At 69.2% G+C, this 12685-nt stretch carries 13 protein-coding genes; 4 read left to right on the plus strand and 9 right to left on the minus strand.

What is annotated here, in order from left to right:
- Window positions 1–6: 6 nt before the first annotated feature.
- Genes PFX98_RS07870 through PFX98_RS07885 form a run of 4 tightly spaced genes read right to left on the minus strand, consistent with a single transcriptional unit; the run spans window position 7 to window position 3595 of the window.
- Window positions 7–1902, minus strand: a complete 1896-nt coding sequence (locus tag PFX98_RS07870) for an MFS transporter (RefSeq protein WP_285234635.1) — start codon at window positions 1900–1902, stop codon at window positions 7–9.
- 10 nt (window positions 1903–1912) lie between these two features.
- Entirely contained in the window at window positions 1913–2707 is a 795-nt protein-coding gene (locus PFX98_RS07875) for a DUF2145 domain-containing protein (protein ID WP_285234636.1), read from the minus strand.
- The gene (locus PFX98_RS07880) at window positions 2704–3114 is read right to left on the minus strand and encodes a hypothetical protein (protein WP_285234637.1); all 411 of its coding nucleotides are present in this window, start codon (window positions 3112–3114) and stop codon (window positions 2704–2706) included. The genes PFX98_RS07875 and PFX98_RS07880 overlap by 4 nt, the downstream gene beginning before the upstream one ends.
- 13 nt (window positions 3115–3127) lie before the next feature.
- Entirely contained in the window at window positions 3128–3595 is a 468-nt protein-coding gene (locus tag PFX98_RS07885) for a YiaA/YiaB family inner membrane protein (protein ID WP_285234638.1), read from the minus strand.
- Window positions 3596–3788: 193 nt separating this feature from the next.
- On the opposite strand from PFX98_RS07885, the gene PFX98_RS07890 reads away from it, so the two are divergent.
- Complete coding sequence (locus tag PFX98_RS07890) at window positions 3789–4583, plus strand: helix-turn-helix domain-containing protein (protein WP_285234639.1); 795 nt, start codon at window positions 3789–3791, stop codon at window positions 4581–4583.
- On the opposite strand, the gene PFX98_RS07895 is transcribed toward PFX98_RS07890, so the two are convergent.
- The 3 genes from PFX98_RS07895 to PFX98_RS07905 are packed head-to-tail and all read right to left on the minus strand — an operon-like array spanning window position 4525 to window position 7263.
- Window positions 4525–5193, minus strand: coding sequence for a CAAX prenyl protease-related protein (locus PFX98_RS07895; RefSeq protein WP_285234640.1), 669 nt, complete (start codon window positions 5191–5193; stop codon window positions 4525–4527). The genes PFX98_RS07890 and PFX98_RS07895 overlap by 59 nt on opposite strands.
- 4 nt (window positions 5194–5197) lie before the next feature.
- Window positions 5198–6373, minus strand: a complete 1176-nt coding sequence (locus tag PFX98_RS07900; RefSeq protein ID WP_285234641.1) for a CaiB/BaiF CoA transferase family protein — start codon at window positions 6371–6373, stop codon at window positions 5198–5200.
- On the minus strand, window positions 6370–7263 hold the full coding sequence (locus PFX98_RS07905; protein ID WP_285234642.1) for a LysR family transcriptional regulator: 894 nt from the start codon (window positions 7261–7263) through the stop codon (window positions 6370–6372). Before PFX98_RS07905 ends, PFX98_RS07900 begins: the two co-directional genes overlap by 4 nt.
- A 123-nt stretch (window positions 7264–7386) precedes the next feature.
- On the opposite strand from PFX98_RS07905, the gene PFX98_RS07910 reads away from it, so the two are divergent.
- A complete protein-coding gene (locus tag PFX98_RS07910) occupies window positions 7387–8028 on the plus strand; it encodes an NAD(P)-dependent oxidoreductase (RefSeq protein WP_285234643.1) in 642 nt (213 codons plus the stop codon).
- On the opposite strand, the gene PFX98_RS07915 is transcribed toward PFX98_RS07910, so the two are convergent.
- Both PFX98_RS07915 and PFX98_RS07920 read right to left on the minus strand, forming a co-directional pair.
- Window positions 8029–8883 carry a 23S rRNA (adenine(2030)-N(6))-methyltransferase RlmJ gene (locus PFX98_RS07915; protein ID WP_285234644.1) on the minus strand — a complete coding sequence of 285 codons (855 nt, stop codon included), beginning with the start codon at window positions 8881–8883 and terminating at the stop codon, window positions 8029–8031.
- Window positions 8884–8900: 17 nt separating this feature from the next.
- A complete protein-coding gene (locus PFX98_RS07920) occupies window positions 8901–10016 on the minus strand; it encodes a right-handed parallel beta-helix repeat-containing protein (protein WP_285234645.1) in 1116 nt (371 codons plus the stop codon).
- Window positions 10017–10162: 146 nt separating this feature from the next.
- On the opposite strand from PFX98_RS07920, the gene PFX98_RS07925 reads away from it, so the two are divergent.
- Together PFX98_RS07925 and PFX98_RS07930 are read left to right on the plus strand one after the other, a co-directional pair.
- Window positions 10163–11239 carry an alkene reductase gene (locus PFX98_RS07925; RefSeq protein WP_285234646.1) on the plus strand — a complete coding sequence of 359 codons (1077 nt, stop codon included), beginning with the start codon at window positions 10163–10165 and terminating at the stop codon, window positions 11237–11239.
- 47 nt (window positions 11240–11286) lie between these two features.
- The gene (locus tag PFX98_RS07930; RefSeq protein WP_285234647.1) at window positions 11287–12621 is read left to right on the plus strand and encodes an aminopeptidase P N-terminal domain-containing protein; all 1335 of its coding nucleotides are present in this window, start codon (window positions 11287–11289) and stop codon (window positions 12619–12621) included.
- The last annotated feature ends 64 nt before the right edge of the window (window positions 12622–12685 follow it).

Below are 12685 nucleotides of genomic sequence, written 5' to 3' on the forward strand. Positions count from 1 at the left end.
TGGCGCTCAGCTCGCCAGCAGCGCGCTGACCTCGTTGCGCAGGCGCTCCGGGCTGACCTCGGCCGCCGCCAGCGGCGCGCCCGCCACCAGCCCGACGCGGCTGAACAGGCCGCGGCGGAAGGGCTTGACCATGGCCTCGCCGCGCTCCACGCGCGAGAAGAAGGAGCCCCAGAGGTTCTGCAGCGCCAGCGGCACGACCGGCACATCCGGGAGGCCTTCGACGATCTTCATCACGCCGCCCTTGAAGGGCTGCAAGCTGCCGTCGCGGGTGATGCCGCCCTCGGGGAAGATGCCCAACAACTCGCCATCGGCCAGCACCGCGCGCGCCTGCGCGAAGGCGGCCTCGTAGGTGGCGGGATCGTCCTTCTGCGGCGCGATCGGGATGCACTTGGCCAGGCGGAACAGCCAGCCCAGCACCGGCGTGGCGAAGATGCGGTGGTCCATGATGAAGCGGATCGGGCGCGGGCTGGCGGCCATCAAGAGCACCGCATCGATGAAGCTGACATGGTTGCAGACCAGCAGGGCCGGGCCGCTAGTGGGGATGTGCTCGTCACCGCGCAGGCGGTAGCGGTACACCAGGCGCGAGAGCATGAAGGCGATGAAGCGCAGCAGGTACTCGGGCACCACCAGGAAGATGTAGGCCGCCACCACCGCATTGGCCAGGCCCACCGCCAGGAAGATCTCGGGGATGGAGAGCCCCGCGCCCAGCAGCGCGCCGGCCAGCACCGAGCTGGCGATCATGAACAGGGCGTTGAGGATGTTGTTGGCGGCAATGATGCGGGCACGGTGCGTGGGCTGCGCGCGCAGCTGGATCAGCGCATACATGGGCACGCTGTAGAGGCCGGCGAACAGCGCCAGCAGGCACAGGTCGGCGAGCACGCGCCAATGCGCGTGCTGGGCCAGGAACTCGGCCAGGCCGAGCTGCTGCGTCACCGGCGGCAGCGCATGCGCGGCGACATAGAGATCGATCGCGAACACGCTCATGCCGATCGCGCCCAGCGGCACCAGGCCGATCTCCACATGGCGCTTGGACAGCACCTCGCATAGCAGCGAGCCGACGCCGATGCCGATCGAGAACACCACCAACAGCAGCGAGGCCACCTGCTCGTTGCCATGCAGCACCTCCTTGGCAAAGGACGGGAAGTTGGCCAGGAAGACCGCGCCGAAGAACCACATCCAGGAGATGCCCAGCAGCGAGCGGAACACCGCCAGCTGCTCATGCGCCAGCTTGAGATTGCGCCAGGTCTCCGAGACCGGGTTCCAGTTGATCTGCAAGCCGGGGTCGGTGGCGGGGGTGAGTGGAATCGCCTGCGCCGTCAGCCGGCCCAGCAGGGCCACTCCCAGCGCGGCCATCGCCACATGGCTGGCGCCCACCTGCGGCGTGGCGATCAGCAGGCCGCCGGCCACATTGCCCAGCAGGATGGCCACGAAGGTGCCCATCTCCACCATGCCATTGCCGCCGGTGAGTTCGCGCTCGTTCAGCTGCTGCGGCAGGTAGGCGAATTTCACCGGCCCGAACAGGGTGGAATGCAGGCCCATCAGGAACACGCAGGCCAGCAGCACCGGCACCTCGGCCTGCATGAAGCCCCAGCCGGCCAGCGCCATGATGGCGATCTCGAGGTTCTTGACCCAGCGCATCAGCAGCGTCTTGTCGAGCTTGTCGGCAAGCTGGCCGCTGGTGGCCGAGAACAGCACGAAGGGCAGGATGAAGAGCGCGCCGATCGCCAGCCCCGCCTGGGCCGGCGGCAGCCAGCTCACCTGCAGCTGGTAGGTCACCATCACGGTGAAGGCGAACTTGAACAGGTTGTCGTTGCCGGCGCCGAGGAACTGGGTCCAGAAGAAGGGCGCGAAGCGGCGCTGCGCGAGCAGGGCGAACTGGTTGGGGTGACCTGGTGAGCTCATGGGTGGACTTTCACTGTTCTTTCACTTCTTGCATGGCGCCGCCCAGGCCCGCACGGGGCAGCCAGGCGAAGATGGAATCGACCGTGACGGTTTCGATATGGCCGGCGAAGCGCCGCGCCGAAGGATGATCGTCGAATGTGACATTGGCCATGCCGATGCGCGCGCCCAGGCGCGTGGCGGTGGACAGGCGCAGGTCGCTGGGCTGGTAGCCCCGGGCCTTCAGCCAGCCCTGCGCCAGCGCGCGCGAGCGGTTCTGCGCATCGGCCGCCAGCGCCAGGGTTTCCAGCGCCCATTGGTTGCTTTGCTGGTAGCCGCCGCCCCAGGGATAGGCCACCATGTTGTAGCGCGGCTCGTGCAGGCGCGGCAGCTGGGCGTTGTCGTGCAGCAGGGGCAACAGGGCCTGCTGCAGCGCCGGCGTGAGCACCACGAAGGCGGCCTCGTAGCGGTACGGCCGGTCCATGAAGAACTCGCCCAGGCCCTGGCGATACAGATCGCTGCGCGCCGTGCCGCATTGGTTGAGCTTGTGCAGCACCCGCCATACCGGCCTTGTTCGATCACCGCCGCTGCCATCGCGGTAGGCGAAGCCCAGGTGCGACCATTGCAGGCCGTATTTGCCGAGGTCCTGCCCGGCGCGCGCCAGCAACACCACCTCGGCGCCGCTGGCATCGAGTTGGCGCGCGGTGGTCAGGGCCAGGCCCATGCCGCGCTCGACCTGCTCGGGCCTGAGCGGCTTGTCCTCGCAGGGCCGGCCGGCCTGGGCGGCGCCCGCGCCCAGCAGCACCAGCAGCATCGGCCAGCGCCTCATCGTGTCAGCTTCTCGTTGTAGAGCAGCGAGGCCCCGATCTCGTTCGGGATGAAGGCGATGGCCTCGCCGGCGGCCGAGAGCAGGGTGCCAGTGCTGATGACCGCCACCGTCACCACCGTGCCCACCGCCAGCGCCGCGCCGGCCAGTGCCTGGCTGGCAAAGCGCACGCTCAGGCGCGCGCCATCGGAGGCGCGCTGCAGCACCCAGACGGTGCCGCTGGCGCTGGCCTCCACCGCCACCACCGTCAGCATCGCGCCGGCCGACAGCAGCAGCGCCGGCGCCGCCACCGAGACCGCCACCGGCAGCATCGAGAGCGCGCTCGCCTCGGAGGCGGTGGTGGATTGCGCCCGGGCCTGGCCCAGCAGGGCGAGGCACAGCAGGCTGGCTTGCAGCAGATGTTTCGTCATGGCGTTTCGGTCCTCAAGCGGCGTCGGGCAATTCGCGGCTGGCTTCGCGGCGGCCCTGCTGGCGCGCCTCCTGCAGGTCGGCCTCGTGGGCGTCGCGCAGCATCTTGGCGAGGGTGAACACATTCGAGATCAGGTAAAGCCAGCACACCAGCAGATAGGCCTTCCAGACCGGCTGTATCTCCATGCGCCAGAGGTCCCAGCCGGTCAGCGACATGGCCAGGACGAAACCGCCCCAGACCACCAGCTGCCACATCGGCGTGTCGACCACGCGCTCCTGGTTGTCGCGCACGAACTTGGCGAGCGCAAAGGCGGTGGAGAGGCAGAACACATAACCCATCACCATGAAGGCACGGTCGAGGTCGTTGCCGGGCAGCCAGGCCAGGCCGATGGCGCAGAGCGACAAGCTGATGCCGAAGGAGATCCAGACCTGATAACGCCAGGCATTGGTGTCGCGGCGGACCTTGTTGAACTGTTGGTGCATGGCTTTCATCCTCCCTTTGTTTTGAATGGCGCGATCATCGGGCCATTGGGCAAGGCCGGCCTCGGTAATTGCGCTTGGTATCCGCAGGCCGGCATGGCTGAATGCTGATCGCGACCAGACGTTCTGTCCGCGACGGCCGGCCGCGGTGGCGCCTGCCGCGCCCGCCGGTAGCAAGATGCGCTACCGTGCCGGCATGAGTACCTCTTCCGCCCTCGTCGATCTCATCAAGGCCGAACTCAAGCAGGCAGGCATCAGCTATGCCGCGCTGGCCGTGGAGCTGAAGCTGTCGGAGTCCAGCGTCAAGCGCATGTTCGCGGCCGGCGGCGAGATGCCGCTGTCGCGCGTGGATGAGGTCTGCCGCGTGCTGAAGACCGACTTTGCCGAACTCGCGGCCCGCCTGGCGCAGCGCCAGCCGCAGCGCCGCGAGCTCACGCTGGCGCAGGAGCGCGCGGTGGTGGCCGATGCCAAGCTGCTGCTGACGGCGATCTGCTGCCTGAGCCAGTGGAGCGCCGAGCAGATCCTGGCCAGCTACCGCGTCAGCGAGGCCGAGCTGACGCGCTACCTGGCGCAGCTGGACCGCCTGGGCATCATCGAGCTCAAGCCCCTGAACCGCTACAAGCTGCAGGTGGCCAAGACCTTCCGCTGGCGCCCGCAGGGGCCGGTCATGCAGTTCTTCCGCGAGCAGGTGATGGGGGATTTCTTCTCAGGCGGCTTCGACGGCGAGGCCGAGCTGCTGATGCTGGTGCATGGCCAGCTGGGCCATGGCGCGGCGCGCGAATTGAAGGAGCGGCTGCAGCGCGTGGCCGAGGACTTCGCGCGTCAGCACCTGCTGGACCAGCGGCTGCCCGAGGCAGAGAAGCGCGCCTACAGCCTGGTGATGGGCATGCGCGCATGGCTGTTCGAGCATTTCCGCCATCTGCAGCGTGCGCCTACCAGAACTGCCACTGCCGCGTCTGCACCACCCAGATCCCCAGCGCGCCGTTCGTGACCGCATGCGCCAGCACCGCGCACCAGAGCTTGCCGGTGCGGATGTAGAGCAGGGCATAGGCGAGGCCGGCGATGATGGCGGCCAGCCAGAGGGTGTGGGCGAGCATGAAGACGAAGGTGGAGAGGGCGATGGCCTTGAGCCCGACGCGCTGCGGCGCCACCGCCTCGAACTGCGGGCTTTCCAGCCAGCGCATCAGCCAGCTGCGCCAGAACAGCTCTTCCATCACCGGCACCAGCAGGGCCGCGCCCAGCCAGCGCACCAGCACCAGGGGCCAGATCAGCGCGCCGCTGGCGTCCACCGGGAAGAAGCTGGCGGTGGGGCTGGTGAGCTGCATCCAGGGCGCGTCCAGCTCGATCCAGAGCGCAAACACCACCAGGCCGATGGCGGCGCTGAAGCCGGCCTCGCGCGCCGTGGGCAGGTTCTTGCGGTAGAGCTCGCCGTACTCGCGCCAGTACCAGGCCAGCAGGCCGCCGACGATGAGCAGGTTGAGGCTGTAGATCCAGCGCGCATCGAGGCCCGGCAGCTCCGGCAGCATGCCCCGCAGGCCCAGCAGGGCCATGAAGGCGGCGAAGGGCAGGATGCGGGCGAGGGCGGCAGGGCTGGGAGGCATGGGATTAGCGCAGCGGGTCGCGCAGTTGCGCATTGTGCTCACCCAGGGCGGGCGCCAGGCTGCGTATCGACCCGGGGGTGTCGCTGAGCTTGGGGCAGATGCCGGGCACGTCCAGGCGCAGGCCGCCGGCGGTGGTGATGGTTTCGATCATCCGGCGTGCGCGGTAGTGCGGGTCTTCGGCAATGTCCCTGGCCGTGTAGATGCGGCCCACCGGCACGCGCGCGGCCTGCAGCAGCGCCACCACCTCGGCCACCGGGCGCTGCACGGTCCAGGCGGTGATGGCGGCGTCGAGCTCGTCGACGCGCGCGGCGCGGCCGGCGTTGCCGGCGAGGGTCGGGTCTTGCCCCAGGTCCTCCCGACCGATCGCCGTCATCAGGCGCTTGTAGATCGAATCGCCGTTGCCGCCGATCACCACCTGGCCGTCGGCGCAGCGGTAGGCGTTGCTGGGCGCGATGCCCGGCAGGGCCGAGCCGGCGGGCTGGCGCACCGCACCGAAGGCGCTGTACTCGGGCAGCAGCGACTCCATGCAGTTGAACACCGCCTCGTAGAGCGCCACGTCGATCTCCTGGCCGCGGCCGGTGCTGGCGCGCGCCTGCAGCGCCAGCAGCACGCCGATCACGCCGTGCAGGGCCGCCAGCGTGTCGCCCAGGCTGACGCCGGCGCGCACCGGGGGCCGGCCGGGTTCGCCCATCAGATGGCGCAGGCCGCCCATGGCCTCGGCCACCACGGCAAAGCCGGGCAGGTCGCGGTAGGGGCCGGTCTGGCCGTAGCCGCTGATGCGCAGCATGATCAGGCGCGGGTTGGCGGCGCTCAGGCCTGCGTAGTCCAGCCCCCATTCCTCCATCAGGCCGGGGCGGAAGTTCTCGATCAGCACATCGGCCTCGGCGGCCAGGCGGCGCGCGATGGCGCGGTCGGCCGGCTCGCGCAGGTCCAGGGTGATGCTCTGCTTGTTGCGGCTCTGCACCTGCCACCAGACGCTTTCACCCTCGTGCAGCATGCGCCACTGGCGCAGCGGGTCGCCCCCGGGTGAGTCAGAGCTCGCGGGCGGCTCCACCTTGATGACCTCGGCGCCGAAATCGCCCAGGGTCTTGCCGGCAAAGGGGCCGGCGATGAGCTGGCCGAGTTCGAGGACCTTCAGGCCGGTGAGGGGGCCGTTCTTGAGTGCGTCGTGCTGGTTCATGCGGAGGCGAGGTGTTGTTGCAGGGCCTGGATCGCGTAGCGCACCTTGGCGGGCTGGGCGTCGCGTTGCGGGGTGAGGGCGTAGATGGGCAGGGGCGGCAGCTGCAGGCCGGGCATGAGCGGCAGCAGGCGGCCCGCCAGGCTGGCCTCGCGCACATCGTCATGGCCCAGCATGGCCAGGCCCAGGCCGGCTTCGCAGAGCTGCTGCAGGCTGAGCTGGTTGTTGCTGCTGGCGCGCGGGCTGATGCGCAGGGTCTGTGGCGCTTCCTGGCCCTGCTGCAGATGGAGGGTGTGGACGCTGTCGGTGCCGGGGCGCAGGGCCAGCCAGTCGTGCCGGGTGAGGTCGGAAACATTGGCCGGCACACCATGGCGGGCCAGATAGGCCGGGGCGGCAAAGAGGGACAGGGCCTGTGCGCCGATGCGCTGCGCCACCCAGCTGCTGTCGGGCAGGCGGCCGAAGCGGATGGCGAGGTCGATGCGCTGGGCCACCAGATCGGTGAAGCCATCCTCCACCTCCAGATGCAGGCTGAGGCCCGGGTGGGCGGCCAGCAGCGGCGCCAGGGCCGGCCCGAGCTGGCGCGCAAAACCCACCGGGCAGGCGATGCGCAGCTCGCCCTCGGGGGCATCGCGCAGCTGCAGCAGCTGAGCCTGTGCCCCCTGCGCGGCCGCCAGCATGGCGGCGCAGCCCGCGTGAAAGCGCGCCCCCGCGGGCGTGAGGCTGAGCTTGCGGGTGGAGCGGTGCAAGAGCGTCACACCCATGTCGCGCTCGAGCGCGCGCACCTGCTGGCTCACCGCCGAGGTGGTGGTCTTGAGGCGCTTGGCGGCGGCCACAAAGCTGCCCTGGTCCACCACCGTGGCCAGCACCGCCATGCGCTTGAGTTGGTCAAGCATGTAGATGATCTAAACAATGGATGGTGATTTTGAGGACTTATGCGGTGATTGTGAAGTCCATAAAGTTCAGGCATCGCAACAAGCGCCCGCAGGCCCACCTGCCAGGGCAGACACAGGACTCTTATGAAGATCGCTCTGATTGGTGCCACCGGTTTCGTCGGCTCGGCGGTGTTGAAGGAATTGCTCGCGCGTGGACACCAGGTGGTGGCCTTGTTGCGCGAGCCATCCAAATGGGCGCCACAGGCCGGCGTGGAGGCACGCCAGGCCGATGTGCTGCAGCCCGATTCGGTGGCCGCCGCGGTGCGCGGCGTGGACGCGGTGGTGAGCGCCTACAACGCCGGCTGGACCAACCCGAATCTGTATGAAGAATTCTTGCGCGGCTCGGCCGCCATCAACGCCGGCCTCAAGCAGGCCGGCGTGAAGCGCCTGATCGTGGTGGGCGGCGCCGGCAGCCTGTTCGTGGCAGCGGGCGTGCAACTGGTGGACACGGCGGAGTTCCCCGCGCAGTGGAAGCCCGGCGCGCTGGCGGCGCGCGAGGCGCTGAACCGCATCCGTGCAGAGAATGAACTGGACTGGAGCTTTGTCTCGCCGCCGGCGCATCTGGAGCCGGGCGAGCGCCGCGGCAGCTACCGCCTGGGCCGCGATGAGTTGCTGGCCGACGCCGAGGGCCATTCGCACATCTCGGTCGCCGACCTGGCGCTGGCCATCGTCGACGAGCTGGAAGCGCCCAAGCACCTGCAGCAGCGCTTCACCCTGGCCTATTGATCAAACCGCGCGCTGCTCCAGCACGAAGTTGGCGCCGTCGTACTGGCCCAGCTTCTCCACCAGATAGGGCAGGCAGGCCTGCAGATCGTCGTGCAGGGTGAAGGGCGGGTTGGCGATGAACATGCCGCTGCCCAGCATGCCGAAGCCGCGCTCGTCGGGCTGGTCCACGGTCAGGCGCACATGCAGCCAGCCCTTCTTGGCCGCGGCGTCGGCCGAGGCCTTGAGGCGCTGCGCCAGCTGGGTGGATTCCAGCAGCGCCAGCTGCGGATACCAGATCATGAAGACGCAGTCCGGGAAGCGCTGCAGGCCCTCACGCAGGGCGGCCAGCACCTTGGCGTAATCGGTCTTGATCTCGTAGGGCGGGTCCATCAGCACCACGCCGCGGCGCGAGGGCGGCGGCAGCTCGCCCTTCAGCGAGGCAAAGCCGTCCTTGTCGCTCGCCTGGGTGTTGGGCCGGGTGGAGAGATAGGTGTCGAGGATGCGGAAATCGGTGGGGTGCAGCTCGTAGCAGCGCAGGCGGTCCTGCTCGCGCATCAGCAGATTGGCGATGGCGGGCGAGCCGGGGTACTGGCGCAGCTGGCCATCGGTGTTGAACTGGCGCACCAGGTCCACGTAGTTGGCCAGCGGCGCCGGCAGGTCCTTGGCGTCGTAGAGGCGCGCCACGCCGCTGCTGTATTCGCCCTTCTTTTGGGCGTAGCGGCCCTCGATCGAATAGCCGCCGGCACCGGCGTGGGTGTCCACCAGGGTGTAAGGCTTTTCCTTTTCGCCCATGTAGCGCAGCACCTGCGTGAGTACCAGGTGTTTGAGAACGTCGGCATGGTTGCCGGCGTGGAAGGCGTGTCGGTAAGCAAGCATGTGCGGACTGTAGCGCCTCAGCCCTGCTGGAGGGCGCCGGGATCGCGCGCCGGGCCGCTCAGGGCCTGGGTCCGGCAGGGGTGCAGGTACTGATGCGTGGGCCGCCAGTCGGGCGGCAATGGGCCCGCCGTGCCGCGCAGCGGCGATGCCGGCGGTAGGGCATAGCCCTGCAGGTCCGCGAGGCCCAGCTGCGGGTTCGGGCCCAACTCCCAGCCGGCTTCGGCGGGCAGATGGCCCGGGCCGGCAATGAGGTTGTTGTGCAGGCCAACCGCCACCGTGCCGTGCGCGACCCGCAGCAGGGCGGTGTCGCCGGGGCGCCGGTTGACCAGGGTGTTGTGCACCAGGGTCAGTTGTTGCGCGGGGCTCCGGTAGCCCTCGGCGCCGAAGGAGATCATCAGCGGGTTGTCGGTTGTCGGGCTCTGTTCGATCAGATTGCCCAGCACCAGGGCCTGGCCGCCGTTCGGAAACTCAAGCTCATAGCTGGCACTGCCTCCCGCTTCGTCGCTGAGCCGGTTGTAGCGGACCAGGTTGCGTGCCGCGCGACTCTTCAGCAAATGACCCAGCTCGCCATGGTGGAAGTAGCAGGCGCTGACGCTCAGGCTGGCGATGCTGCCCACGTAGAGCAGGTGGCTGAAGCGACCCACGCGATGGCCATGGGAGAACTCGCAGCCCTCCAGCGTGAGTTGCGCGGCAGGGTCGTTGTTGCTCAGCAGACCCATCTCGCAGCGGGTGAACAGGCAGTCGCGCACGGTGAGGGAGCCGCGCTCGAAGCGGATGCCGGCGCCGTTCGTGTCGGGCACGCGTGCGCCGATGAAGTCGAAGCCGCTGATCTCCACGCCTTCGCCGCTGACGACGAAGATGCCCTTGCCGCGCGCATGCGCGCCTTCAGCTCGCAGGCGCACCCGGCCACCCACGGCCACCAACTGCAGGCGATGGCGCCCCCAGACGGCCACGTCGCCCACGTAGTCGCCGGCCTGCACCTCGATGCGATCACCGTCGCGTGCCAGGCTGGCGGCCTCGGCCAGGCTGCGGATGCGCTCGGCGGGCCCGACGCGCAGCACGCGCGCGTCGGCACGAGCGGGCAGCGAGGGGGAGAGCGCCAGGGCGCTGAGCAGATGGCGGCGGGTCAGCATGGGCGTGCGCGCGAGTCTAGCGGCTGGCGGCAAAGCTTGCCGGCGCGCAAGGCAAGGCAACAAATCGCGGGCGGCTGTCGCTCGCGTGGCGGCGCTGCGCGGCCAGCTTGGTTACGCTGGCGGCCAATCTTCTTCAGGACCCCGCCATGCCCAGCTTGTTCGACCCCATCCAGATCGGCGACCTCGCCCTTGCCAACCGCATCGTCATGGCGCCGCTGACGCGCAGCCGCTCCAAGGGCCTGCTGCCCGGTGAGCTGGCGGTCGAGTACTACCGTCAGCGCGCCAGCGCCGGGCTGATCATCAGCGAGGGCACCCAGGTGGCGCCCGAGGGCCAGGGCTATCTGGACACCCCCGGCATCCACACGCCCGCGCAGATCGCCGCCTGGCGCAAGGTCACCGATGCGGTGCATGCCGCGGGCGGCAAGATCGCCGCCCAGCTCTGGCATGTGGGCCGCATCTCGCATGTGGTGTTCCAGCCAGAGGGCCGCGCGCCGGTCTCGTCCACCGCGCGCCCAGCGCATGGCAAGACCTTCACCGCCGAGGGCTTTGTGCCGATCTCGGCACCGCGCGCGCTCGGGGCCGACGAGGTGCCCGCCATCATCGCGGCCTTTGTGCATGGCGCGCGCTGCGCCATGGAGGCGGGCTTCGATGCGGTGGAGGTGCATGGCGCGAACGGCTATCTGCTCGACCAGTTCATGCGCGACAGCATCAACGACCGCCAGGATGCCTACGGCGGCAGCATCGCGAATCGCGCGCGCCTGACGGTGGAGGTGATGACGGCGATCGTCCAGGCCATCGGTGCCGGCCGCACGGGCCTGCGCCTGAGCCCGGTGACGCCGGTCAACGACGCCGGACAGGACAGCGATCCGCAGGCCTTGTTCAACCATGTGGCCGAGCAGCTGGCGCCGCTGAAGCTTGCCTTCCTGCACATCATCGAGGGCCAGACCGGCGGCGCGCGCGACATCGCCGCCTTCGACTACCGGGCCATGCGCGAGCGTTTCGGCGGCCCCTGGATGGTCAACAACGGCTACAACCGCGAGATGGCCCTGAAGGCCGTGGCCGAGGGCCAGGCGGACCTGGTGTCCTTTGGCCGCGACTTCATCTCCAACCCGGACCTGGTGCGCCGCCTGCGCCTGAACGCGCCGCTGCAGCCGCTGGACCGCGCCACGCTGTACGGCGGCGACGCCCATGGCTATACCGACTATCCGAGCCTGGCCGCCTGAGTCGATTTCAAGTATGCTTTAGATATATTTATATCGAAAGCCTGCTTGTGAACCAGCTTCAAGCCCTGGCGGCGCGGCGCGCGCGCGTGTTCGCCGCGATCGGCGATGCCGCGCTGCTGCTGCCCAACAGCCATCTGCCGCAACGTGAGGACGATGCCAGCCGCTATCACGGCTGGCGCTATGGCTACGAGGCCTGGCGGCCCGACAGTGATTTCTACTACCTCAGCGGCTTCGAAGAGCCCGAGTCGCTGCTGCTGCTGACCGGTGGCGCCACGCCGCGCAGCATCCTGTTCTGCCGGCCGCGCGATGCGGCGCTGGAGCAATGGAATGGCCGCCGCCTGGGGCCCGCCGCCGCGGCCGCGGCTCTGGGCCTGGATGAGGCCTACCCGATCGCCGAGCTGGAGCAGCGCCTGCCCGAGCTGCTGAAGGGCCAGCGCAGCCTGCACTATCCCTTCGGCGTGGATGCGGGCCGCGACCAGCGCATCTTTGCCGCGCTCAATACCCTGCGCGGTGCGCGCGCGATCCGCCAGGGCAGTGTCTTCCCCATCACCCTGCACGACCCGCGCGCGCTGCTGCACGAGATGCGCGTGATCAAGGACGAGGCCGAGATCGCCCTCATGCACGAGGCCGCACAGATCTCCGGCGCGGCGATGACGCGCGCGATGCGCTTTGCCCGGCCGGGCCAGTACGAGTACGAGGTGGAGGCCGAGCTATTGCATGAGTACCGGCGCCGCGGCGCGCGCGGGCCGGCCTACAACCCCATCGTGGCCGGCGGCGCCAATGCCTGCATCCTGCATTACGTCGAGAACAAGATGCGGCTCAACGATGGCGAGCTGTTGCTGATCGATGCCGGCTGCGACTTCCAGGGCTATAACGCCGACATTACGCGGACCCTGCCGATAGGGCGGCGCTTCAACGGCCTGCAGCGCGAACTCTACGAGATCGTGCTGGGCGCGCTCGATGCGGGCATCGCCACGCTGCGCGTGGGTGAATCGCTGGAGCGCCTGCACCAGACCCATGTGCGCGGCGTCAGCCAGGGCCTGCTGGACCTGGGCCTGCTGCAGGGCAGCCTGGACGGCGTGCTGGAGAGCAAGGCCTATCTGCGCTTTCTGATGTGCGGCACCGGCCATTACCTGGGCCTGGACACGCACGACGCCGGCCGCTACCACCTGCCCGATGGCGCATGGCGCCCGGCCCAGGCCGGCATGGTGCTGACGGCCGAGCCGGGCATCTACATCAGCCCGGCCGCCGACATCCCCGAGCGCTACTGGCACATCGGCGTGCGCATCGAGGACGATGTGCTGGTCACTGCCGCCGGCCCGGAGCTGCTGACCGGCCAGGTGCCCAGGCGCATCGCCGACATCGAAGCCTTGCGCGATTAGGGCCTGCTAACACTACGCCGATGGGCCGCGAAGGCTCGCCTCAGCGGGCCAAGCTAGGCGCAGC

The sequence above is a fragment of the Paucibacter sediminis genome (assembly GCF_030254645.1).
GTDB classification, from domain to species: Bacteria; Pseudomonadota; Gammaproteobacteria; order Burkholderiales; family Burkholderiaceae_C; genus Paucibacter_B; species Paucibacter_B sediminis.

What these genes read in the sequence shown, in the direction of transcription:
- PFX98_RS07870 (WP_285234635.1), bottom strand. Translation starts at nt 1,902, where the DNA reads ATGAGCTCACCAGGTCACCCCAACCAGTTCGCCCTGCTCGCGCAGCGC.
- PFX98_RS07875 (WP_285234636.1), bottom strand. Translation starts at nt 2,707, where the DNA reads ATGAGGCGCTGGCCGATGCTGCTGGTGCTGCTGGGCGCGGGCGCCGCC.
- PFX98_RS07880 (WP_285234637.1), bottom strand. Translation starts at nt 3,114, where the DNA reads ATGACGAAACATCTGCTGCAAGCCAGCCTGCTGTGCCTCGCCCTGCTG.
- PFX98_RS07885 (WP_285234638.1), bottom strand. Translation starts at nt 3,595, where the DNA reads ATGCACCAACAGTTCAACAAGGTCCGCCGCGACACCAATGCCTGGCGT.
- PFX98_RS07890 (WP_285234639.1), top strand. Translation starts at nt 3,789, where the DNA reads ATGAGTACCTCTTCCGCCCTCGTCGATCTCATCAAGGCCGAACTCAAG.
- PFX98_RS07895 (WP_285234640.1), bottom strand. Translation starts at nt 5,193, where the DNA reads ATGCCTCCCAGCCCTGCCGCCCTCGCCCGCATCCTGCCCTTCGCCGCC.
- PFX98_RS07900 (WP_285234641.1), bottom strand. Translation starts at nt 6,373, where the DNA reads ATGAACCAGCACGACGCACTCAAGAACGGCCCCCTCACCGGCCTGAAG.
- PFX98_RS07905 (WP_285234642.1), bottom strand. Translation starts at nt 7,263, where the DNA reads ATGCTTGACCAACTCAAGCGCATGGCGGTGCTGGCCACGGTGGTGGAC.
- PFX98_RS07910 (WP_285234643.1), top strand. Translation starts at nt 7,387, where the DNA reads ATGAAGATCGCTCTGATTGGTGCCACCGGTTTCGTCGGCTCGGCGGTG.
- PFX98_RS07915 (WP_285234644.1), bottom strand. Translation starts at nt 8,883, where the DNA reads ATGCTTGCTTACCGACACGCCTTCCACGCCGGCAACCATGCCGACGTT.
- PFX98_RS07920 (WP_285234645.1), bottom strand. Translation starts at nt 10,016, where the DNA reads ATGCTGACCCGCCGCCATCTGCTCAGCGCCCTGGCGCTCTCCCCCTCG.
- PFX98_RS07925 (WP_285234646.1), top strand. Translation starts at nt 10,163, where the DNA reads ATGCCCAGCTTGTTCGACCCCATCCAGATCGGCGACCTCGCCCTTGCC.